Source organism: Lysinibacillus sp. UGB7, assembly GCF_049058285.1.
Lineage (GTDB): Bacteria > Bacillota > Bacilli > Bacillales_A > Planococcaceae > Lysinibacillus > Lysinibacillus sphaericus_B.
The window spans coordinates 26,915-50,928 of the sequence record NZ_JBMGUV010000036.1 but is presented as its reverse complement, the minus strand read 5'-3'; the positions used below and the strand labels follow the sequence as shown (position 1 = coordinate 50,928).

Annotated in this window: 16 protein-coding genes, 1 pseudogene and 1 riboswitch; of the genes and pseudogenes, 3 read left to right on the top strand and 14 right to left on the bottom strand. The window is 38.1% G+C overall.

What is annotated here, in order from left to right; all coding sequences use genetic code 11:
* Positions 1-150 precede the first annotated feature (150 nt).
* From ACOMCU_RS23395 to ACOMCU_RS23385, 3 genes and pseudogenes are all read right to left on the bottom strand, one after another.
* Positions 151-312, bottom strand: a pseudogene (locus ACOMCU_RS23395) (transposase); the annotation flags it as partial.
* Positions 313-657: 345 nt separating this feature from the next.
* A complete protein-coding gene (locus ACOMCU_RS23390; protein ID WP_421051582.1) occupies positions 658-4,419 on the bottom strand; it encodes an S-layer homology domain-containing protein in 3,762 nt (1,253 codons plus the stop codon).
* A 206-nt stretch (positions 4,420-4,625) separates the two neighbouring features.
* Positions 4,626-5,618: a hypothetical protein gene (locus ACOMCU_RS23385; RefSeq protein ID WP_421051581.1), complete on the bottom strand. Its 993-nt coding sequence runs from the start codon at positions 5,616-5,618 to the stop codon at positions 4,626-4,628.
* A 457-nt stretch (positions 5,619-6,075) separates the two neighbouring features.
* On the opposite strand from ACOMCU_RS23385, the gene ACOMCU_RS23380 reads away from it, so the two are divergent.
* Positions 6,076-8,580 (top strand): LuxR C-terminal-related transcriptional regulator, encoded by a 2,505-nt coding sequence (locus ACOMCU_RS23380; protein WP_421051580.1) that lies wholly within the window; start codon positions 6,076-6,078, stop codon positions 8,578-8,580.
* A 79-nt stretch (positions 8,581-8,659) separates the two neighbouring features.
* On the opposite strand, the gene safA is transcribed toward ACOMCU_RS23380, so the two are convergent.
* Together safA and ACOMCU_RS23370 are read right to left on the bottom strand one after the other, a co-directional pair.
* Positions 8,660-9,268, bottom strand: a complete 609-nt coding sequence (gene safA / locus ACOMCU_RS23375; protein WP_421051579.1) for a SafA/ExsA family spore coat assembly protein — start codon at positions 9,266-9,268, stop codon at positions 8,660-8,662.
* Positions 9,269-9,810: 542 nt separating this feature from the next.
* The gene (locus tag ACOMCU_RS23370; protein WP_421051577.1) at positions 9,811-10,446 is read right to left on the bottom strand and encodes a hypothetical protein; all 636 of its coding nucleotides are present in this window, start codon (positions 10,444-10,446) and stop codon (positions 9,811-9,813) included.
* Positions 10,447-10,655: 209 nt separating this feature from the next.
* Between ACOMCU_RS23370 and pgeF the strand changes: the two genes are divergently transcribed.
* Together pgeF and ACOMCU_RS23360 are read left to right on the top strand one after the other, a co-directional pair.
* On the top strand, positions 10,656-11,417 hold the full coding sequence (pgeF, locus tag ACOMCU_RS23365) for a peptidoglycan editing factor PgeF (protein ID WP_421051576.1): 762 nt from the start codon (positions 10,656-10,658) through the stop codon (positions 11,415-11,417).
* A gap of 229 nt (positions 11,418-11,646) precedes the next feature.
* A complete protein-coding gene (locus tag ACOMCU_RS23360) occupies positions 11,647-11,973 on the top strand; it encodes a DUF5658 family protein (protein WP_421051574.1) in 327 nt (108 codons plus the stop codon).
* A gap of 108 nt (positions 11,974-12,081) precedes the next feature.
* Here the strand turns inward: ACOMCU_RS23360 and ACOMCU_RS23355 are convergent, their stop codons facing one another.
* From ACOMCU_RS23355 to preA, 9 genes are all read right to left on the bottom strand, one after another.
* Positions 12,082-13,188 (bottom strand): Ger(x)C family spore germination protein, encoded by a 1,107-nt coding sequence (locus ACOMCU_RS23355; protein ID WP_421051573.1) that lies wholly within the window; start codon positions 13,186-13,188, stop codon positions 12,082-12,084.
* On the bottom strand, positions 13,185-14,267 hold the full coding sequence (locus tag ACOMCU_RS23350) for a GerAB/ArcD/ProY family transporter (RefSeq protein WP_010858883.1): 1,083 nt from the start codon (positions 14,265-14,267) through the stop codon (positions 13,185-13,187). The genes ACOMCU_RS23355 and ACOMCU_RS23350 overlap by 4 nt, the downstream gene beginning before the upstream one ends.
* 31 nt (positions 14,268-14,298) lie before the next feature.
* Positions 14,299-15,693 (bottom strand): spore germination protein, encoded by a 1,395-nt coding sequence (locus ACOMCU_RS23345; RefSeq protein WP_421051572.1) that lies wholly within the window; start codon positions 15,691-15,693, stop codon positions 14,299-14,301.
* A 195-nt stretch (positions 15,694-15,888) separates the two neighbouring features.
* Entirely contained in the window at positions 15,889-17,268 is a 1,380-nt protein-coding gene (locus ACOMCU_RS23340; protein ID WP_010858881.1) for an amino acid permease, read from the bottom strand.
* Positions 17,269-17,713: 445 nt separating this feature from the next.
* Positions 17,714-19,072 carry a magnesium transporter gene (gene mgtE / locus ACOMCU_RS23335; protein ID WP_421051571.1) on the bottom strand — a complete coding sequence of 453 codons (1,359 nt, stop codon included), beginning with the start codon at positions 19,070-19,072 and terminating at the stop codon, positions 17,714-17,716.
* A 256-nt stretch (positions 19,073-19,328) separates the two neighbouring features.
* Positions 19,329-19,494, bottom strand: a riboswitch (M-box (ykoK) riboswitch).
* A 318-nt stretch (positions 19,495-19,812) separates the two neighbouring features.
* Positions 19,813-19,956, bottom strand: coding sequence for a hypothetical protein (locus ACOMCU_RS23330; RefSeq protein WP_155242390.1), 144 nt, complete (start codon positions 19,954-19,956; stop codon positions 19,813-19,815).
* 453 nt (positions 19,957-20,409) lie between these two features.
* Positions 20,410-20,619: a hypothetical protein gene (locus ACOMCU_RS23325; protein WP_010858879.1), complete on the bottom strand. Its 210-nt coding sequence runs from the start codon at positions 20,617-20,619 to the stop codon at positions 20,410-20,412.
* 70 nt (positions 20,620-20,689) lie between these two features.
* On the bottom strand, positions 20,690-22,210 hold the full coding sequence (locus ACOMCU_RS23320; protein ID WP_421051570.1) for an NCS1 family transporter: 1,521 nt from the start codon (positions 22,208-22,210) through the stop codon (positions 20,690-20,692).
* Positions 22,211-22,573: 363 nt separating this feature from the next.
* The gene (gene preA / locus ACOMCU_RS23315; RefSeq protein ID WP_421051569.1) at positions 22,574-23,836 is read right to left on the bottom strand and encodes an NAD-dependent dihydropyrimidine dehydrogenase subunit PreA; all 1,263 of its coding nucleotides are present in this window, start codon (positions 23,834-23,836) and stop codon (positions 22,574-22,576) included.
* Between the last annotated feature and the right edge of the window lie 178 nt (positions 23,837-24,014).

The window sequence follows — 24,014 nt, the reverse complement described above, 5'->3', positions numbered from 1 at the left end:
TAAAATACGTATTATGAAATTGATTCAATAAGGTTGACTAATCGTAAGAAAGAGGCTGAGACATAAATAGTTACAGTTCACGTAAAAAATCGAGATTGCATGATGCAATCTTGATTTTTGCGTTTGATTTTGACAATATGTAGTGGAGGATTATCCTCGTACCGCATATTTTCTTAAATTTACGGCCATTAATGTAAGGCCGATTTCGTTCTCAGCTTTCGATTTTCCACGGACAGAAAATCGTGTGAAACCTAAAATAGCTTTCAAGAACCCGAAAACTGGCTCCACGTCAACTTTACGTTGACGGTAAATCATTGCTCTGTGTTAATTTTTGTAGAGGTACTTAAATTTTTTCAGAAGATGTCCTTTTTTTATGCCTAGAATTATGAATAGATTTAATTGAAATAGAAGTGTTTCAATAGTTGTTCGGAGCGAAGGCGGCGGCTCCTGCGGGAACAGCACAAGCGGAAGCACCCGGACTGAGCGAAGCGAGGGAGAAGGCTGGAGCCTGTGCCCGCGGAAAGCGTCCGCCGTAGCGGAGAAAAATGACTACGAAGTAGACTAAAAAAACAAAGCCTCGAAGATTTTACTAATCTTAAAATTTTCGAGGTTTTTCATTTTTGAGGTGAGTTGTTTTGTCCCAGCCCTTTTCAATAGTTATTGATTCAGCGCTCTATACAAAAAGGCCACGAATTGCGCACGTGTCACAAACTCTTCTGGTCTGAAGTTGCCTTTATCCCCTAAGGCAATGCCGTTATCTGCAAGTGCAGCAATGTAATCATAACTCCAATGCATAACTGGAACATCTTGGAAGGTACTCGTTCCACTTGGTGTGATACCAAATGCGAGTACAAGTATTTTCGCCAGTTGTGCACGTGTCATATTTGCATTTGGATAAAAAGCTCCATTTGACCCATCCACAATACCTGCTTGCTGAAGTAAGGTAATCGCCTCATCATACGGATGACTTGTCGGTACATCACTAAACGCTACAGCATCCCGTTTTGCTGTTAATTGGAACCCACGTGCAACCATCACCGCAACATGCTGGCGTTGAATCGGTTCATTCGGTCGGAAAGAGCCATCAGGATAGCCTGTGATAATCCCACGAGCCGCAATATCTTCAATCATGTCTTGTGCCCAATGTCCATTAATATCTGAAAAAGAGATTGGCTGAGACTTGTCGACAATAAATACCGCAAACTTAGTAAATTCATCTGTCGAAACTGTGATAAAGTCACCCTTAGTCGTACCTTTCATCTCTAGCCATTCTTTTTTCAAAGGATCATAAGAGAAAATGGAAGCGTATTGATCCTTGCCAACCTTTGAAGAGTCGAACTTCATTGTTAACGTAAGAGGTTTCTTTATATTCCCTGCGCTATTTTTGTGTAATTCAAATATTGGGCTAATAAGACGTTGTCCGTTACTTAAAAGGTTCGTGATATCGCGTAATTTCTCTACTGTTATTGTTAGTTCTTGCTGTGCTACGCCAACTGGAATAGAAACATTGATTTCTTCACCAACACTAGTTTCACCAGAGCTTCCTACTGGAACAGTTATTATGCCATTTGTTGTAACGATCTGTGTAGGAGGTGATTCATTTCCTACATTGCTGTTGGAATTTCCACTATTTGAATTATTCGTGTTCGAGTTATTACTGCCTGAACCGCCATTATTAGAACTACCACTATCTGAGCCACCACTTGGCCTGTAATCAATTGTTGCCATGCTTGTTATGCTACTATTACCAGCAGCATCTCGGAATTGAACGTAAAGCTTCTTCTGTCCCTCTTCTTCAGTAAAGCTCCATTTTTTTGAGAGTGATACTTTTTCCCAAGCTGACCACTTTAGTTCATCTGTGGAAAAACGCATCTCGGCGACTCCACTTCCCGAACCATCCGATGAAGTTAGACTAAGTGTAACCGAATTACTATTTGTCGTAGCAGAACCTCCATTAATAACAATTGTTCCTGTGGGCGCTGTTCTATCAATCTTAAAATTTATCGTTGTGACACGGCCTGCTGGATTTGTGACAACCAACGTGTACGTTCCTTCCTTGTCTACCTTTGTTTCACTCGTGAAGGCTACTCCATTCAATGTCGCCGTTCCCTTATTAAATACGATTGTTACCTTGTCTTTATAAACACCTCCATTTGTTACTCCTGTGACAGTTGGTGCTGTGCTGTCAATAGTGAAGCTTATTGTTGTGACATTGCCTGCTGTATCCGCTACGACCAGTGTATAGCTTCCATCCTGATTAATTTCGTGACCACTGGCAAAAATTACTCCATTCAACGTTGCAGTTCCTTCATTGAATCCGACTGTTACTTTATCTTTGTAATTACCTCCATTTGTTACTCCTGTGACAGTTGGTGCTGTCTTGTCAATCGTGAAGTGTATCGTTGTAACATGGCCTGATGCATCTGGTAAGACGAACGTGTACATTCCTTCCTGGTCCACTTCCGTTCCACTCGTGAAGGCTACTCCATTTAACGTCGCGGTTCCCTTATTAAATCCAATTGTTACCTTGTCTTTGTAAGCACCACCATTGGTTATGCCCGTTACAGTAGGTGCTGTCCTGTCAATCATGAAATTTACCGTCGTAACATTGCCTGCCGCATCCGTTACGATTAGTGTATAGCTTCCATCCTGACCAATTTCCGTACCGCTGGCAAAAGCCGCTCCATTCAACGTTGCCGTTCCCTCATTGAATGTGATTGTCACCTTGTCTTTGTAAATACCACCATTTGTTACACCTGTTACGAGCGGTGCTTCCGTATCAATCATGAAATTTACCGTCGTGACATTACCGGCTGAATCTGTTACTACAAGTGTATACATACCATCCATTGTAACCAGCATACCGCTAATAAGAGCTGTACCGTTCAATGTCGCCGTTCCTTCGTTGAATGTAACGGTAACATTCGATTTATATATCCCACCGTTCGTTACTCCCGTCACAATAGGCGCAGTCGTATCAATCTTGAAGGTCACCGTCGTACTATTGCCTGCTGTATCCGTTACGATTAGCGTATACGTTCCATCCTGGGTGATATCAGTACCACTTGTGTAGGGGTTGCCATTGAGTAGCCCACTACCCTCATTAAATACCGCATTCACCTTGTTGTTATATACTTTGCCATGCTCTACATTCGAAATAATCGGGGCTATCGTATCAACTGTAATCATACTGCTAATTGTACCAGTACTCGTATTACCAACTTTATCTTTAAATTGCACATAAATGGTTTTCGCTCCCCCGCCAGCCGGAAGGGCCCACGACTTCCCGTTCAAGTCAGTGATGTTAAACCAGCTAGTCTGCCAACTGCCAATGATATTTGAGAGACGTGCTTGCTCAACTCCTGAACCGCTTCCATCCGTATAGGTTCCTTTCAATGTAACCGTGTCCGATTTCGTCCATGTAGCACCATCATTAATGATTAGTGTACCCGTTGGTGCTGTCTGATCCAATAGAATGGACTGAGAAGAATTGGCTGAGATCCCGTTGTTGGAATCCCTCAATTGCATATAGATGGTCTTCGCCCCATCTCCGCCAGTTAGACTGAATGTTGCAGTATTGCTGAAGGGCAGCCAAGATGCTGCTGATAAATTAGCAGCGCTATTTGCAAACCTCATATGCGTAACACTATCACCTATATCAGGATCTGATCCAGTTATAGATAGATTGACAGTACTAGTACTTGTCATTGCGCCTTCCAGAATCGTGAAGGAACCCACTGGAGGGTTATTAGCAAGTGTCCCTGTCTCATAAGTAACAATCAGCTTCGGTCGAAAAGCAGCATTCGAATTTTCCAAAGAATAAAGTAGAAATCTGCCGCTATCTGCATCAGCTTCATTGCCGTTGAGTATAAAAGTTATTTTACGATCAGAACTATCTGTGAAAGCGTCAATAGCGCTCTTGACATTGAGCATAATCGTTTGATTCTCAAGATAAGTACCCATCGGCACCTCAGCAGTACTTTTAGCGGTGAACTTATCTGCATAGGGGCTATTCGTATCTATTGAGGGGAAATTTACATAATTCAAATCATCCGCAGCAGAGCCCCTTGCCTCCATATACAAGGTTTGACCAGGGTTTCTGATGACAGTTGCAACCGTCAAGCCCAGCTCTGCTGACACAATATTCCCTTCTGGCACACCTAGATCAAATGTTGTGGCCATTCGATTCCGAACATTGACGAAACCGTCATTATTGCTCATACCTACATATAGCAAACCATCATCAACATTATCATAAACACCGTCATAATCCTGATGACCCCTTAAATCCATCGTATCTGCAGTTGCTGTATAGGATTTTGTTACTGTAGCTCCTGCAGCATGTGGTGCAAAATCAGGTACTATAACGGATAATAAAAAAGTAAGAACCACCAATCCCACCCGTTTATTTTTCTTCATTTATTATTCCTCCTCGAAAAACGTCTCCTTTACACTGTAAAATAACAAATAGTTGTTCGATACTGAGGAATGTTAATGATTGACTATTAACAATAAAAAAATAATAAATAGTAGTGTTACTTCACTTTTTATCAACTTCATATAACATGAATATCCCTAACTAACCACCACATCAGGTTGGATAGTCAGGGATATTTGTTCTGTTTTTATGCTCTATATGCTCGTGCTACGTAATAAGCGATCGAGCCACTTCCTGAGTTGCAACGAATGCTCAATTTGAGGCCGTCTTTTTCAGCTTCCCAGAATTGCTTATTTTTATTGGAAGTTCTTTCAGCAACTGTTTTAGCACTTTCGTCTATGGCACAATAACAATTATTATCAGTAGAAAGGGATGTTAACGGACATTCTACACCAAATGAAAAATTAGTGCCTGTACTGCCATATTGCATTGTAAAGCCATATTGTGTCCCTACTAAAGCACTATCTCGCTTCTCGGTTGCAATTAATCCGGCTACTGGATATTTAGCTACCCCAGGGATCTCGACACCTTCGGGAATAGGCGTAGTCATGAGCATTGGTTTGCCATGAACATTATGATCACTAACAAATGTAAGAGGCTTGTCCAATTCATTAATTAACAACACAATAGCATTTGCTGGTTTTTTCATAAAATAAATGATAGGAATAATGATAGCTACGATAACAAGCGCTGCAACCGCAACAACTACTCCAACCGTCGCAGCTGTAACACCAGCTAGAGCGGCAATTGCTTCTGCAGCTCCGACTGCCAATTTTGCCACTACTGTCGAAGTTGATAAAAAGCCGATTCCTAATACACCAGAAAGAAGGATTTGTGCAGTGACAATGCCTGCATCATCTTTTTCTAACCCTTTTAATCGTTCAAGACCATCAATAATGACATGAAGCTGTCTTTTGATGTCATCCCCAGTTGCATTGATGAGAATTTCATAAGTCTCCTTTTTCAAAGGAATTGCTGCTGTTTGATCGCTTGCCTCCAACTCGGTGATGTCTTTGCCTAGAGCGTCCGCCAGTGCTTGCTTTCTTTCCTCAATGAAGATTGTTTGAAGCTTATTGATCTCCTCTTGTGAACTAGCCTTCTCTAGTTTTGTTGCATAATCCGGGAATAAAGACCGGAACCCCTGTTTTAATTTAAGATCGATATCAATTGTAGTGTGCATAAATTTCGAACCTCCCGTGTTTTTTCAATATTCTGGAGCCGGTTGCCCCCAATCGTACTTGAATCACCACGTTCTCATTTGTGATTTAACTTTAGATGTAATGATGATACCGGTATCTTTTGCATTGGTGACGATATAATCTCTCTTGCATTACCTACCGCATGAACTGGTAGACTACTTAGTTGTGAAAATACGACAACTATGAACCATAAGTGCAAACTGCTTTTTAAAAGAAACCTCCCTCTTTGCATATTGTGATACTTATATTTTTTTATAAGTATTTCTCTACCACTGTAAAATAAAAAATGGAAATGCAATACTGACGTATGTTAATGCTTTGACGATTAACACTAGTAAAATGCTTAGAATTTGTAATAAAATGATAGTTAATAGAAATTTTCTCAATCATTACCATAAAATATGCTATCTATCTTTTGAACTAAGGAGAGGAAATGAATTGCCCAATATTCTATTATCTTCTAAAATAAAAATCCCTTATAGCTTGGACGAAGCTGTGGAAAGACCTAGGTTGTACGATATTTTTCACGAAAACACTTTAAAAAAAGTAACGATTATACGTGCACCTGCTGGCTATGGCAAAACAACACTTTTAAGTCAATGGCTTATACAAACAGACAAACAAATTGCATGGATATCGATAGATCATGCTGATAATGACCCTATTCGTTACTGGACATACGTTCTACATGCAGTGGCAAAAGCCAGTCAGTCCGATATAGACAAAGTGCTGGAACCACTTTTGCAGTCACAAGATGCGGCTACTGTTGAATTCCTAATTGACGCCTTTTTACATGAAATCAATACGATGGAAGAAACGTTACATATCGTCATGGACGATTATCATTTAATTGAAAATCAGCTGATCCATCAAATGATGACTCAATTTATCGAGCAACTTCCAGCGCATGTCCACGTTTATCTGACAACACGCACTGCCTTGCCATTGCCAATCGCAAAGTGGCGCGTCAAGCAATGGCTATATGAATTCACTACTGATAACTTACGTTTTACCTATCAGGAAATAGGGCAATTTTATGCCATGAAAAATGTAACCTTACCCCATCAAGAAACCCTACAATTTATTTTGGAGAAAACAGAGGGCTGGGTAGCAGGCTTATTATTAACTAGATTAATAAATGAATCAGAGTCGGAACACCAATGGCATGAGCTCGCACAGCCATTCGTTAGTGAATTTTTACTACAAGAAATTATCGCGACGCTCCCACCACCTACACAAGAGTTTCTTCTATATACATCGATATTACCTGAGCTTGATCCAGCTATTTGTAATCGACTTACACAGCGAATTGATAGCTATGAACTACTTGAAGAATTAGAGGAAAAAGGGCTTTTCATCGTACGTTTACAGTCAACAAAACCTGTTTTTCGCTACCACCATTTGTTCGTGGAAGCTTTACAGAACGAATTCAAAAAAAGATTTTCAGTACAACAGGTAACGGCATTTGCGCATGAAACAGCTACTCTCTTGCATGATGAAGGGGATTTTATCTCTGCCATTGAACTCGCACTACACTATCATCTTTTCGAACAGGCGGATATATGGATAACAGAACATCTAGTTGCGCTTTACTTGTCTGGCCAAACCGCTACCTTTATGCGTTGGCTACATCAGTTACGAAACCAACACTATACGGTTCCATGCGAAATGCTTGTCATGGGCGTTATTACAGCTCTTTCTACACTGGAAATAGCAGAGGCCTCCTCATTTATGCAGGAGCTTGAACTACGCCAGCACACCGAGCAATGGATGGATAAGGAAGAAAACGAAGCGATGGCGTATATTTATGAAACGGTAAAGGCTTATGCCATCATTACTACAGGTGGAGATTTACATCAAGCCAAAGAAATACTTCAAAAACAACTTGCAAAAGAAGCTGTGCCCTCTCGTTGGGATGAAGTGCCGATGCAATATAATATTTTTGAATATAAACTACTACGGACCAGTACGGGCTCAAAAGGAAAAATACCAACAATGGAGGAAGGTACGGCTATAGTAGAACTTTTTCGAAATACTACTTATCAAACAACAAGTGTTACAGCGTTTAGCTATGGAACTTCGGCAGAATCTTTATATGAGCGAAACTTAATTGATTATGCCAAAAAAGAACTTGAAATCGCTATCCAATATGGACATCAACTCAAAGACCCTGGCTTATTTATCCCTATGTATTTATTGAAGGCGAAAATTTATATAGCCGAAAAGCAATTGATTTCTGCACAGGCCATGCTTACGCAAGTAAAGGATATGGTCAAGGAAAAGCATTGGTTGATGACCCTTCGTATCATGCAGGCTTACTGTTACATTTTAGCAGGTGATACTTTGAATGCCGAAATGGAGTTACAAGTAACGAAAACAAAACAGCCCTTTTGGATGCTTGTCTACGCTCGATTGTTACTATTAAAAGAACAACCTGAAGATGCTTTAACGATAGTCATCCAAACGAAAACAAAAGCACAGCAGGATACACAAATTGCCACTATAATTGAAGCAACTGTTCTTGAGGCACTTTGCCATCTCAGACTTGGCAACACCAATTTGGCACTAGATTTTTTACATGAAGCATTAGCACAAGGAGCACCTTATTACTATATTCGTACCTTTTTAGACGAGAAAGAGATACATCCCCTATTAATCAAGTATTTTAAACTGGTACAAGAGAATCCTTCTAAATGGCAGCCCCTTTCGCATCACTATTTGCAACATCTTCAAGTAGAAGACGCAGCAAACAGCGAGATGGACAATTTATTGACGCCACGTGAACAAGAGGTCTTTAATGTATTAGCAAATGGCGGAACGAATCGTGAAATCGCACAACAGCTTAACCTATCGGAAGGGACGGTTCGCGTTTACTTATCAACGATTTATAGTAAACTTGGCGTCAATTCGAGGGCAAAAGCGATTCTTCTCAAGAAATGGTAAAATCAGCGGGTTACGGATAACACGAAAAAAGGCTGCTCCCTTATCAGTATATACTGACGTGGGAACAGCCCTTTTTTTGTTATTTTTGTGTAAACATTTGTGTCCAGTAATTGCCTTCTGCTACATAACCTACACCGATATGGGTAAAGTTTTTACTCATAATATTCGCTCGATGTCCTTCACTGTTCATCCATGCCTTTACAACTTCTGCTGCTGAGCGCTGACCCTTTGCAATGTTTTCACCTGCTGATTTATAGCTAATACCAAAGTTTTTCATCATTGTAAATGGCGTACCGTAAGTTGGGCTTGTGTGGTCAAAATATTTTTTGTCATGCATATCTTGAGATTTGTATTTTGCTACTCTTGAAAGCTCCCAATCTTCTTTCAACGCTGATAGACCTGCTTTTGCACGTTCAGCATTGACAAGTTTAACAACTTCTTGTTCTACAGTTACTTGCTCTTTTGTTGGAATATTAATTTTTTGTCCTGGGTTAATTTGATTCGGATTTGCCAGTTGTGGATTCGCATCAATCAGCTCCTGCACACCTGTTTGGTTTTTCACGGCAATTTTCCAAAGAGAATCTCCTGACACTACTGTATATGAATCTGCTGCCATGGCGCTAATTGGTACTAACAATGATACCGATAATACTGAGGCCATCGCCACTTTTTTTACTTTTTTAAACATCAAATCATTCCTTCCAGTTTGCTCTATATTCATGGTAAATAGTTTCAAAGAATTATTCATCACTAAATATATGGAAGGATTTTTACAATTGTATGACAAGACGAGCGATTGAGCGCAAGATACCTTTCATAACGCTTTTCTCGCCTTTTTCTTTAGTAATCATTTTGCAATCTATTTGTAATAGGAATAAATTACTATAAACTTTTTTAGAAAAACACTAGCTTTCTAGCTAAAAATATACCCATAAAGTGAAACTCCATTCAGTGGACCTTCCACTTATTGGTAGTTGAACCAATCGGGCTATTACGGTCAGTTGTTCGACCACCTCATTGCTTTCCACTTGAGGTCGGCGTCTTACTGACCGTTATTGCGGGGTAAAGTGAAACTCCATTCAGTGGACCTTCACTAAATAGCAAAAAAATCACGCTCAACTAGTGAAAGCGTGATTTTGCTAATCCACTATTTTTTTATCAATCTAAGAAGTGTAATCTTCATTACAGCTATCTATTCGCTTCTGACGAAATACCATCCTTTTAGAGTAACTAGGTTCTTTTTAAATTGATTTTTTTATGATAAAACCTATAAAGCAATACTATATAAATCCAATCATAAATAAATGTCGCTACGGAGATAATTGTTATCAATGGTGTACTAAAATAAAGAAAGAACCCAACGGATGCAAACAAAGTACCAATCATTTTACAAACGGCGATGGACATAGATTGACCAACCAAGTTTCCTCTCCATAACAATAATGAAATAAACAAACCAGACATCATCAGATTTTGAGAAAATGCAGCATATTTCCCTTCAATATCATTCAGTTCCTGTGTCATTGCTAAGATAATTAGAAAACTTACCCCAAGTGTTATGAGGAAAGATGCATAAAAAAGTGTTGCGGACATGACTTTTTTAAATTCTTTACGACCATATCTTAAATACTGCAGCAAAATAACAATATCGAGTAAAAACCACACAAAAGTAATCATTCTTTGTAAATCATTTTGTGGATATATAAAAGTGAAGATGAACTCCCAGGATATATTGGCACAAATTGCCGCCATCGGCATACCGTATTTCTTGTCTTGAAAGCCATGCTTTATAATGAGTATGTATGTAATAATCCAAAATAGCCCCATGCCCAATTGGCAAATTAACAGAACGTTAAGCTGATTCACAACATGCTCCTTTTCTACATATTTAACGGGAAAAACAATGTCTTCTCCGATACTATATGACCGGAAATTCAGCAATTATGTCTGGAACAAGGCTTTCTATTTTTATGAGCTAAACGTATTACAGCTCATTCAATTCGAAGAAAAAAATTGTACATAGCCTAAGCTATACATTGGCAATTCAATCATATATAGTAAGACGAGGTGATGATATGAAAACTAAAATTTACTTCAACAATGAGCAATTCATAGCAGGAACTACCTTGAAGGATAGTATGGCGCTTGAACAAAACAATATGGCCTTCCATGTCTGCACTAGTACCGATGATGTGCTTGACAATCGGAAAACGTTAGCAGCTACATTGCAGTGCGATGTGAATAATTTCGTATGTGCCCAACAAACGCATAGCGCTAATTTTCATCGGGTAACACCTGCTGATATAGGTCGAGGCGCTGTGCAAAAAGATACGGCCATAGCCAATACCGATGCGCTCTATACTTTTGAACCAGATTTGTTACTCTGCAGTTTTACGGCCGATTGTGTACCCGTTATTTTTTATAATGAGGTTAATGGTCTGGTCGGTGTGATTCATTCTGGTTGGCAAGGAACGGTCAAGGAAGTGACCTTACAGCTCTTCCAACATTTGATACAACAGGAGCAATGTCACCCTCAAGATTTTTACGTACAAATTGGTATGGCACTTAGCCAGCAGAAATTTGAGGTTGATGTGGATGTGTATGAAAAATTTAAGCAGCTCGGCTACGCCGATGAATTCATGTATTACAATGCAGAAACCAATAAATATCACATTGATAATCAGCAAACGGTGAAAAAACAATGTGAGCTTGTAGGTATTCCAGCACAACACATCACGGTAGATCCAACATGTACGTATGTTAGCACGGACGGTTTTTCTTATCGTCAAGACAAACAAGCAGGTAGACATTTAAGTTTTATTATGCGAAAAGCATAAGGAACCTCACACATAACCTAAGGAACTTCACTCATAGCAAATCAAAAAGGCAATTTGTCACTCCATCCAAGAATGATAAATTGCCTTTTGTGCTATACGTGAACCAGTCGATTTTCAACACACCTATCTCTTCGTCATAAAAAACCTTCATTTCCTTTATGAATACCGCCAATCTTGACTATCCTAGATAACACGGCCATTTCTAACTCGACATTTGTACAGAGGGGTGATGATAATTCGAAAACCTAATATCATTTCCCTTAGCTTGGTCATTGCTATTTTGAATATTTTTGATGGTTTTGCCACGCTTTACGGGCTAACGCTAAATAAAATTGAAGAATTAAATCCAATAATGAAGTTATTATGGGTTACTAGCCCAACCTTGTTTTTATTAGTAAAAATTATGCTATCGTCTTTTATTTCCTGTCTGTCCTATTTGGTTGATAGAAAGAGTGGCGAACGATTCCAAAAGTTCTTTTTCAACTGTTTGATAGGCATATTCGTCATTTACTTAGGCATAGTAGGTCTCCATATGTTATGGTTAACGATGCTTTAACTATCGAAGTTGATGCAAAATTTAACAGCCTGCGTCCGTTACAAATTCAAATTCATATCCAACAAGTCGCTCAACGAATGCAAGATAGCTCATCATTGTTTAATTTACTTATTTTAAAGTACCTGTACTGATAATAGACGTTTTCACCTGGACATCCACTTCTAATTTACTAATGATTTCTCTCGTGTTATCCTTCGTCCATTTTCCATGATGGTACATTCTGAAATATTCACTTAATCCACTTGGATCCACCTTTATGTCATTCAGCTTATCGAAGAACTTTTTAATGTCCTTCTCAAGCGCTTTATTTACATCGTTCTCTAAAACCGCTAACCTATCCGTGGTATTCAACACATTTTCTCGTTCACCTTTGTACTCACTTAGCGTCCCCTTAATCTTTAACTTAATCGTTAACTTAGGCGATTTCATATTCTTATTGCTCTTGATTTTCACACTATTTTCTATTAAGTCAATCATCAATTTTTCTTCTCCATGTCCTTGATTCATATTTATATCCAATGGAGCGAGATTTTTTCTCCCCTGTATCGCCTGAATAATCAAGGCCTCTTCTGGCTTAATCACTTCAAACATAGTATTACCCTTAAACACCGCTACTCCTTTAATCTCAATTTTGTCATTATTTTTATCAATAAACGGGAGAATTGGATCCATTACTGGGTTTGTAATCTCATACATAAAATCGTGAATATTGGTATTTGGATTAAACGCGGTATTAATGCTTGGTTGCAATAAATCATTTAAATAAAAATTGATATTTGGCTTATCTGGGTATTTATATCGCAGCATCTCTTCGCCTCGCTCCTTCACGACCGCAATGAGTACCTTGTTACCGACCTCAGCATTTCTGTATAAATGCTGAATTAATTTTCGAACATCTCCGTTCCGTGCTAGCTCTTCATTTACAAGAACAACGCGCAATTGGTTGAAAACAATTTTTTTATCAGACAGCTTTTCAATTTCCACAATCCCATTGGAGACAAGGTCTGTTGCAACAGAGAAAATTTGAGTATTTTGCTCTGCCTGAGGAGAGTATTGTGGTATTGCAACAGTTAATTGCGTTTTATCTTCATCAATATAGTCAAAAGCCATAATACCCACCATACCTACATCTTCCAACGGTACTTTTATTTCCTTTTCTGAACAACCGACCAATAGGACAAGAAAAACAGATATGCTAAGAAATTTTCTGCTCATGGCTGCACCTGCTTCTTTTTTCGAAGTAAATAAACAATACTTAAGAAGACCGGCCAAATGATTAGCATATAAGCCACATAATTACTTCCGGTAAATAATTGATCTTGGAAATCTCGCGAAAACGGCATCTTCACAACAAAAAAAATGACAATCGCTAATATATATAAATACACTTTACTGTTTTTCGATAGTAGAGAATCCACGCCCTTTTTTGCACACCATAGATAGGCAGCAGAAGTTGATAATATTAAAAATACCCATAACGTGATACCGATAATATCGATCCTTTCAACAAATGAAAATTCGCCTGCTTTAAAGAGGTTTAACACTGAAAATTCTACATTTTTCAGTTGCCATTCCGAGTAGTACATCACACTGATGGCCGTGGTAATAAAACAAATTAGAATACTTATCCAAATGCCTATTAACGAATGTTTAAAAGCTTTTTTTTGTTGGATTATATACGGAAAGTAGAACATGATTAATTCATATCCTAGAATAGATAAATACCCTTTCTTTATAGCCTCATAAAATTCATCACCCGTGAAATTGAATAAAGGCAGAAAGTGACTCATATTGCCCTTCTCAAATGCCCAACTAGTAAAAAAAACCATTCCTATCGTAATAAAGAAGGTAATTATGCAAAATCTTGCAATAGATTTAATATCACCGCTTACAATGTAAACAAGTAATAGGAGAAAACAAAACACTGGCAATGTAATGGTCTGCTCCTGGAGGGCTGTACTTTGAATAAGGTGCATGTAGTTACTAATAATCCCTGCACAAAAAACAATAAATTGAAGGACAAAGAAAAAATTTATGATTTTGCCTAACCATTTACCTAGCAATAGCTCATTAATTTGAAATAAATTGTCGTTTGGATATTTCGAATTAATCCAAATCATCGGCCACAGTGTTAGACTTGCAATGACACCAAATAGAAGTGGCATAAACGCCTGACTATAACCTAAAGAACTTAGTTTTTGAGGTAGTGAAAGAATTCCTGTTCCAATCATTGTACTTTGTGCTAAAAAAACGACATGATATGAATTTAAAAGCTTCTTATTGTTTGTACTCAACGTTTAACCACCTCTATTTCCATAAAACCAGCTATTTTTTTTGAGCTCTTGAAATCCCCTTCTTTGCCGTTAAATACTTCGTTGGAAATCGAATTACACTATCCAATAGATCTTTAGCTTTACGAGGAATAACAGGCGTCATATAAGGTGTGCCTAAAGATTTCAAACCCTGGAGATGGTTTATTAACCAGGCGAATGCTAGCATTTGTCCGAACAATCCAAAAAAACCGGCTGATATGATAAATATATAACGCACAAACCTACTCGTATTACTCATTAAAAAAATAGGTGGTAGGAATGAAAGTAATGCCGAAGTGGCAACCAACACAATAAGAATATTACTTAAAAGTCCTGCTTCCACCGCCGCAGTCCCAATCACAATACCGCCTACGATACCGATCGTTTGTCCGACTTTTGCAGGCATTCGAGAGCCGGCTTCTCGTAATACTTCGATAATGAGCTCGATAAACAACACTTCAATAAGTGGTGGAAATGGCACCTTACTTCTTGACTCTTGAAGATTTAATAACAGTTCATACGGCAGAATCTCTGGATGAAATGTTAATGCAGATATATACATCGGTGTGATGATAATCGTCAGGAAAAAACCAAAAAATCGAAGCATTCGAAGCAACGATGCTGTTGACCAACGGTTATAATAATCTTCGATGGAAATGAACATTTCAAAAAAGGATGTTGGACAAACGACTGCTGCCTGACTATTGTCCATAAATATGATAATTCGTCCGTCAATGAGGTATTGACTCACACTATCAGGTCGCACGCTCATATAATGCTGAGGAAATGGTGATAATGGATTATCTTCAATCAATTGCTTCAATTCAGAAATATCCGTAAAAAAAGGATAGTCTATTTTATCTATGCGTTCTCTCAGGTTCTCTAAATTTTCCTTATTCACAATATTATCCATATACATAATTGAAATTTTAATATTTGTCTCGGTTCCTACTGTTCGAATTTCATTTTTTAGCATCGGGTTTTGAATTCGCCTTTTTACTAAAGAAATATTGGTCTCTAACGATTCTGTAAAAGCATCCTGTGGTCCAATAACCGTTGATTCTGTTTCGGTATTTGTTATCGAGCGTGTAGGGGCACTATATGTGTCAATCGTTCGTATTTGAGTTAATTGATGAAAAAACATCAGCGTTTGACCCGAATTCAAACTTTTCTTAATTGTTTCCATATCTCCGAGCTCAACATATTCGGCCACTTGGAGAATTTGATTGATATGACGCTCTAATGGTATGTATACCATTGATTGTACGGTCAATTTCTCTACCAGTGAGGAGATATAAATAACCGTCACTTCTCCTACATCCGTCGTTACTTTTTTTAATATGGCATCATCTATTTTGTGAATTTCATGCTTTAACGATTCAATTGCTTGTTGTATTGTCTCTTCCATTTCATTTCAACCCCTTAATAGCATTGAACCGCTAGGACCTTATTTTTGAACTTCCTATTTTTTATGTAGTTTGTCCTTTTCTTGTTTGATTATGTAAAAATCATTTTCTGGAAAATAGCTAAACATGCTCATACAGCAGTAACAAAAAAAAGATGTGTCTCATCTAAGCATGAGACACATCTTTAAATATTATTTTTAGTTGTTGTCATCATCCATGTCAACTGGACGACCTTTTCCGATACCAAAAGCATAGAAGCTAATCGTTACAAGCACAAGGAAAACAATTCCTACGATTAATGACACACGTGTATCATCATTAAACCACATACCGATTAGTACCATTATTAAAAAAGCAATTGTTACATAGTTTGTAATTGGCGCAAATGGCATTTTAAACGGGTGTTTTGCCAGTTGTCCATCTTTTACTTTTCTAAATCGAATTTGACTAATCAAAATAATAAACCATGGCACCATCCCAGGAAGTACACTCGCACTATACACATAGACAAATAGATTTTCAGGAGCAATATAACTCAGTACAACGCCAATGACTAATCCAACAAGTACACCTGCTGTCCCAAATAATGGTACGCCATTGTTAGAAAGCTTTGCAAAGAATTTTGGTGCTTGACCGTTCATGGCAAGTGTATAAAGCATACGTCCCGCGCTATAAATGCCACTATTACAGCCTGACATTGCCGCTGTAATGACTACAAAGTTAATAATCCCTGCTGCTGCAGTAATCCCTACCTTTGCAAATGTTGCTACAAATGGACTGCCAATTGTACCTAATTCATCCCACGGGTAAACCGTAATAATAACAAAAATCGCGCCGATATAAAATATTAAAATACGCCAAATAATACTTTGAATCGCATTGGTAATTGTTTTTTGCGGATTTTTTGCTTCCCCCGCTGTTATCCCGATAAGTTCAACGCCTTGGTAAGCTGCTACAACCAATGAGAGTGCAAAGAAGAAGCCAGTCCAGCCACCTGTAAAGAAGCCGCCATGTTCCCAAAGATTTGATAATCCTATCGCTATGCCTCCATTACCAATACCAAAGAAAATCAGTCCAAAGCCTGCGACAATCATGAGAATAATCGTCACGATTTTAATCATCGCAAACCAGAATTCAAATTCTCCGAACGATTTAACGGAGATAAAGTTCGCTAAACCTAGAATGACCATCGCGATAAAACCTGGAATCCACGCTGGTAAATCTGGATACCAATACTGCATGTATGTTCCTACGGCAATGATTTCGGACATCCCAACGATAATCCACTGAAACCAGTTACTCCACGCCGTTAAATAGCCTGCTAATGGATGGATATATTTATAACCAAATGTTGCAAATGAGCCTGTGCTTGGTTCCATATAAAGCATCTCACCCATTGCACGCATGATGAAAAATATAAAAATCCCTGATATAGCATAAGCAAGTAGCACAGACGGTCCTGTCCACTGAATGGCACTTGCAGAACCCATAAATAGCCCTACACCAATCGTACCACCGAGAGCAATCATTTGAATATGACGCGCCTCTAAGCCTCTTGTTAATTCTTTATTTGCCACTTGAATTAGCCTCTTTCCTTCATGTTGTTTCACAATTAAATTACTTTACTAATAATAATAAATTCTTTCTAAAAACACAATTGTATTTTTAGGAAAAACAGCATTTAAGTAATATTTAACCGGTAAAAAAGTAATAGAGAATTTGTCAGAATATTATTTCAAAATATTTTTAATATACGGAATATTCTCATTTTAATTAAAGGTTTGTCAGAGTAATTTCACTGTAAAAGAATAATAGCCGCTAGGACAGGATGCATTTTACACTATAAAAAGAATCCATTTTGACAAAAGATTGATCAAAATGGATTCTTTTTCAGCAGATTAGATTGGGATTTTAAAAAAGTTTGATCATTTCTAAATTATCGTACCAAGTCTTCTTTTACTAAGGATCGATTCCCCGTTCGCTTAACAATACTTGATAAATGATTTAGATTAAATTACGTCTCTACATCAATTTTGAAATAAACATTGTTGCAATTCCAAAGTAAATAAGTAATGATAGAATATCATTTAGTGTTGTAATTAATGGACCAGATGCCACTGCTGGATCGATTTTAAATTTATATAAGATTAAAGGAATAATAGTCCCAGCTAAAGTCCCAATAATTAGAGTCACAACTAATGAACTTCCAACAACTAAACCTAAAACCGGATTTCCTTGCCAAATATAGGCTATAATCGAGATTAATATGCCACAGGTAATGCCTATAATCAATCCAACTTTAAGTTCTCTAATAATAAGTTTAAAAACTACGCCTTTATTAGTGTCGGTAGTAATTAGGCCTCTTACAACAACAGCTAATGATTGAGTACCTGTATTTCCAGTCATCCCAGCAATCATAGGCATAAAGAAGGCAAGTGCGACAACTTTGGATAATGTTTCCTCAAAACCACTAATAATGGTTCCTGAAACTAATCCGATAAATAAAAGTAAAATAAGCCAGGGAAGTCGGCGATACGCAGCCACGTGTGCCTTCGTGTCAAAATCAATGGCTTTACCAGATGCCGAAAGTTTTTCAATATCTTCGTTTGCTTCCTTAATAACAACGTCAATAATATCGTCAACTGTTACAATACCTACTAATTCATTATTTTTTTCAACAACAGGAACTGATAAAAAATCATAACGCTCTATTACACGAGCTACTTCTTCTTGGTCCGTTTCAGCAGAAACGGAGATCACTCTGCTATACATAATATCTTGAATCTTTTCAAATTCATCACTTATTATTAAATCTCGATAGGATACAACACCTACTAATTTTTTTTCATTATCGATTACATATAAATAGTTAATCGTTTCTGAGAATTCTGCAAATATTTTAAGTTTATCAACTGATTCTCGAATAGTATAGTGTTGAGGAATCCACACAAAACGGTTTGTCATTATTCGTCCTGCCGTTTCAGGAGGATAGTTCATGATATTTTGAACAATTTTTGATTCTTCTTGCTTCATACCTGAAAGAAGTTCTTCAATTTTATCAGGAGATAGGTTTTCTAACAACGAAGCTAAATCATCATTATCCATTAAATCCATTACCTGTCCTGATTTTTCGATCCCTAATTTATTTAGAACTTTTAATTGATGTACTTTTTCAAGCTCTTGAATAAGTTCAGCGATTTGTTCAGGGGTAAGAAACAATAAGAAACGTGTATGATGTTTTTCTGGTAGCTCCTCAAAAATTCGTGCAATATCATAAGGTTGGAGTTCCTTTAATATTGCTTGTAATTCTTTCTGTTTTCCTTCTTTTAATGCCTTAATAATTTGAAGCGTTATTTGGTCTTTTGGCATATTTTTAATCATTTTAACAACCACTCCTTCATTGAGGAACAAAAAAATATTCCCCCAACGATAAAACAATCGTTAAGAAAGATAATTTAAAATTCCTCATGGATATTCTGTGTATTTAGTTCATTTTTATAATACTTCGAGTCTGGTTCTGAATAGTTATCCATTTTCCTCACCTCACAGAAAAAATAAAACACCCTCATATCGAATGAAGGTGTTTACACGGTACTATATACGTACATTGATTGCACAACAAATAAATTGTAGCAAATCTGTTCCTCCATTCGTAGAGCTTTAGCACTGTGTGGCATAGGACAAAGCCAGCTACATTAAAAACCACCTTATGTCGATGGTTTCTGTTGACCCATTGGCGTCTTTCGACATTTCTGGGCAGTAGCATATCTCCTACACAGGAGCCTCACCTAACGAGGATATTTAATTTACAAATTCACTCTAAAAGAATATCTTTTAGAAGTCAATGTTTTTATTAAAACTTTTTATTGACACCCTAGTATTTCTTTCTCAAGTAACGTGCTAATTAATTGCATTTTGATTCACTTTTTTCATAATTCTGTCTCCTATTCAAAAATATTGATGGACATCATCATAATATGTGCAACATTATAAAAAAGTGAAGATAGAATAAACCCTCATGTACAATTACTTATCTTTAATGTTACAGTGTGAAGTTCTGGTCATTATCTTTTTATAGAGGAGCAGATCTATTTGGTCTAGTCTTAGAAGAAGTTAGAATCTTAAATTGGAGGAATATTTTTGCTGACAATTTTTAATAAATGGGCATTTTTTCTAAGCATCATATGTCTATTTTTCACCATTCTCAATCTATCGGTAAGGTTGTATGTACCCAATAATTTTTGGCTAGTTACTTTCTGTTCCATTCTCCTACTCTCACTTATAACATTTGGATTAAATTTTTTTGGATTCGGTGGTGTTGAAAATAAAATTCATTTCATTCGTAGTGTTATCACGTTAAGTATTTCATCCATTTTAATCGTATTTATAAGTTATATACTTTTTATAGGCTTATTTACGGTTTAGTAATCCCCCGCTATAAATGGACATGTGACTGGTAATGAGCAGCAACCATTTTCTGTGACTGTCAATTCATCTAAGGACTATCAAATAACGAGCGAAAACTAGAATTCATATCTCTATGGCTGTAAAAAGTCCTTCGAACAATAACACCCGTCTTCCTATATGGTAATAAATTGCATATAGGAGTCCTCTAAGCATATTTTTCTTTTGAGTCACCAACAACGTAAAAACTCTATTCCATCAGTTGAAGAGCATGATGGAATAGAGTGATATCCACTACATATAAAATTTGTGCCTCACTGCAATAATGTTTGTTCTTGAAGTTTTGCTGAGAAATACTTACGCGCATCTGCTGTAAGAATCTGTAAAAGAACAACTTCTTCCTGACGTCCAAATTCAACAAACATCCCACTTAGGTTTTCGTAGACATACTGAATTTTATAGCCACTGTCCAAAAAGTGATCCACTTTCTTTATTTCATCCAGACTTTGTAAGTAATCTGACATGCCATCACCTCGCTTTGTTCAACATTACTGGCCTTAATTCGCTACCCTGGAATATCCACTTGCTTTTATTTTATTCAGCACCTTTTATTTCGAGTACTGGGTCAATTGACTCTACTGCATCCCCTTCATCTGCTATAACAGGCGGCATAGGTACTTGTTCTTGGCTAAAGATTTCATCTAAATTGTGACCCGCGGTAATCCCTAAGTACTTGGCATCACTTGGATCTCCTAGTTCTGCTTGTGGATACTTTTTGAACCACCAATATTTCGCTAATACATAATAAAGAAGGGCCCCAACAAAGAAACCAATTAATGATGAATAAGTCGGAAACATATTTGCTATGGCCCCACCGATAATCCAAGCGATTAAACCTGCTAAGTTAAAGCCTTTCAAATACTTAAATTGGCCGTCTAACTCGTAAAGATCTTTTACATTTACGCGACGTTTACGGATTAAATAATAATCGGCAAATAAAATTCCTACGATGGCTGTTAAAATACCACCAATGATTAATAGAGCATTGACCAAAACATCAAATAGACTCCATGGCTGTGCTAGTATCCCAATAATCCCTGCAATGACAACGCCAACCCAAAACGGCACTTTTGGTCCACCAATGTTAGAAAAAATCGTCGCTGCAGGAATGACATTGGCCGATGTATTCGTAGACCATTGTGCTAATACAATCATTAGCAATAGGATTCCTAAGACAATGCCGCTTGCACTTTGTTGCAAGGCGTTTATTGGATCAGCGGATGACACTGCCATATAACAAACTGCACCAATTACAATCATAAAAGTATTGGTAATAGGCATGACGATCAGTGAACCAATTAACTGCGTTTTATTGCGTTTGAACCAATTACGTTCATTTTTTGGCGCTTTAAAGAAACGTGAAAGTGTGGGCATGTCGGCTGCCAATGTTGCCCAGAATCCCATGTTTGCCATGATAACGACCATAAACGCTGTAAAGGCTGCCATACCCGTTGCTGGTGCTTCTACCCAAGTCCAGACATCTTTTCCTTGGGCAGTTGCATTATCTGCCAGCGTAATATACATCCAGCACGAGATTAAGATAATAATCGGTGCTGCTAAATCTGCAAATCGCTCGATGGATTTAATGCCAAGCGATGTATTGAATAACTGTAATGCAGCAAAAACGAGGAAGCATATAAACCAATTGTTATAGCCAAAAAGTAAATTCAAAATACCATTAATCGCCATTGCACCAAAATATGTGTTGATGCCAAACCAACACGCCGCTGTCACGCCACGAACGAGTGACGGTATATGCGTGCCAAATGTACCGAATGGCGCGCGCATATATACAGGAAATGATAAGCCATGCTCGATCCCGATATCACCAATTAATGTCATAAATATGCCGATTAAACACGAGCCGATTAATGTCGCTAAAATAACCATTGGCATTGGTAAGCTCATAATAGCCGATCCACCAATCGCAAAGGCAGCTAAAACAATCGCCATCCCTACCCAAATAACCGCAAAACCAAATGCGCCAATATTTCTTTGTTGATGTGTCACTGGAAGTAAATCTGGGGATTTCAAATAATTCCCGTCATTCTCCATACATTTCGCTCCTTTTTAATCAATTACGTCTCGGCGTAATTGAGTCCGGATTTTGACATGGGCTAAGTTAGCCGTTATCGGATGGTTGCAACAAAGCTAGGCTAACATCTGCGAGTAATTTCCTTCAAAATCCTTGGCATCCGCCGGAGGCTTTTTCTTCATTCAAGCGTCTTCTCATCATCCACTTTACAGGGGTATTATGGCGTTCATCTAACGCCAATAGTGGCATCATCTAACGCCAATAGTGGCATCATCTAGCGAATGAAAACATTTCCGTGACAACTACCAGAGGTTTTTCCTTCATTGAGTTTAGTTACATCTACAGAACAAAGGTGGCATTTTAGTAAATCATTCATCGTGTAACTATCGAGATAGGCTACTGATAAGCACTTGACGTTCATTCCAAGTCATAGGCGCAATAGCTGATTTTCTTTCAACCATTGTAATCGCTCCATCTACCGGGCAAACAATTGAACATAAATTACAGCCTACACAATCTTCTTCACGAACCTTCAGCATCGGACGCCCACTTTTTGAATACAGATCGATACATTGATGTGACGTATCTTCACAAGCGATATGGCATTTATTACAGTTAATGCATACATCATTATTAATTTCAGCAACGATTTTGTAATTTAAGTCTAAATTGCCCCAGTCAGAATAACGTAGTACCGACCGCCCCACTAAATCCATTGCAGAAGCAATTCCCTTATCATCTAGATAATTATTGAGACCATCAATCATGTCCTCTACAATACTAAATCCATGGTGCATCGCCGCTGTACAAACTTGAACTCCAGTGGCGCCCATCAACATAAATTCCGCAGCATCTTGCCAGTTGGAAATACCCCCGATGCCCGAAATAGGTACATTGATGAATGAATTTCGTGCACATTCTGCCACCATATTGAGCGCAATCGGTTTAACAGCAGGGCCGCAATAGCCACCATGTGCGCCTTTGCCAGCAACATGAGGCACTGTATTCCACGTATCTAAATCTACACCCGCTAAGCTATTAATCGTATTTATCATACTAATGGCATCGGCTCCGCCTCTAGTTGCCGCTTCTGCTGTAACCGTAATATCTGTAATATTCGGCGTTAGCTTTACAATGACGGGTGTACGTGCAGCTTCTTTCACCCAATACGTTTGCTTTTCAACCAATTCAGGGACTTGACCAGAGGCAGAACCCATTCCTCGTTCTGCCATCCCATGTGGACAACCAAAGTTAAGCTCAAGACCATCAACTCCCACATCTTCTACTCGTTTTACGATTTCATGCCACTTTTCTTGCTTTGGCTCTACCATTAGCGAAGCGATAATCGCATGATTAGGAAACCTTTTTTTCGTGTCATAAATTTCTTTTAAATTTACCTCTAACGGTCGATCTGTAATCAGTTCAATATTATTAAAACCTGCTACTCTTTGTCCGTTATAGCTAACTGCTGCAAATCGTGAAGAAACATTTAAAATCGGTTCCCCCAATGTTTTCCAGACAGCGCCGCCCCATCCCGCTTCAAATGCACGTTGCACTTGATAGCCAGAATTCGTTGGCGGTGCTGAAGCGAGCCAAAATGGATTAGGTGATTTTATCCCCGCTAAGTCAATGCGCAAATCTGCCATGTCGCTTCCCCTCCTATCAAAATCACTCCAGCGAATTTAGCGTCGAGATGTTGTCAGTCGTGAGCACGAACTGCTCCGTTCAAAATCGATGACACCCGCCGGAGGTTATAACTACATACAGCGAACGTTCGATATCCGCTATGCATACGCTAAACGATAGCTCTCTTATCATGTATAA

Coding starts and splice junctions, on each gene's coding strand:
- ACOMCU_RS23345 (WP_421051572.1), bottom strand. CDS start 15,693: ATGGAAGAGACAATACAACAAGCAATTGAATCGTTAAAGCATGAAATT.
- safA (WP_421051579.1), bottom strand. CDS start 9,268: ATGTTTAAAAAAGTAAAAAAAGTGGCGATGGCCTCAGTATTATCGGTA.
- ACOMCU_RS23355 (WP_421051573.1), bottom strand. CDS start 13,188: ATGAGCAGAAAATTTCTTAGCATATCTGTTTTTCTTGTCCTATTGGTC.
- ACOMCU_RS23320 (WP_421051570.1), bottom strand. CDS start 22,210: ATGGAGAATGACGGGAATTATTTGAAATCCCCAGATTTACTTCCAGTG.
- ACOMCU_RS23360 (WP_421051574.1), top strand. CDS start 11,647: ATGATAATTCGAAAACCTAATATCATTTCCCTTAGCTTGGTCATTGCT.
- ACOMCU_RS23385 (WP_421051581.1), bottom strand. CDS start 5,618: ATGCACACTACAATTGATATCGATCTTAAATTAAAACAGGGGTTCCGG.
- ACOMCU_RS23325 (WP_010858879.1), bottom strand. CDS start 20,619: ATGTCAGATTACTTACAAAGTCTGGATGAAATAAAGAAAGTGGATCAC.
- preA (WP_421051569.1), bottom strand. CDS start 23,836: ATGGCAGATTTGCGCATTGACTTAGCGGGGATAAAATCACCTAATCCA.
- pgeF (WP_421051576.1), top strand. CDS start 10,656: ATGAAAACTAAAATTTACTTCAACAATGAGCAATTCATAGCAGGAACT.
- ACOMCU_RS23390 (WP_421051582.1), bottom strand. CDS start 4,419: ATGAAGAAAAATAAACGGGTGGGATTGGTGGTTCTTACTTTTTTATTA.
- ACOMCU_RS23330 (WP_155242390.1), bottom strand. CDS start 19,956: ATGGAACAGAAAGTAACTAGCCAAAAATTATTGGGTACATACAACCTT.
- mgtE (WP_421051571.1), bottom strand. CDS start 19,072: ATGATTAAAAATATGCCAAAAGACCAAATAACGCTTCAAATTATTAAG.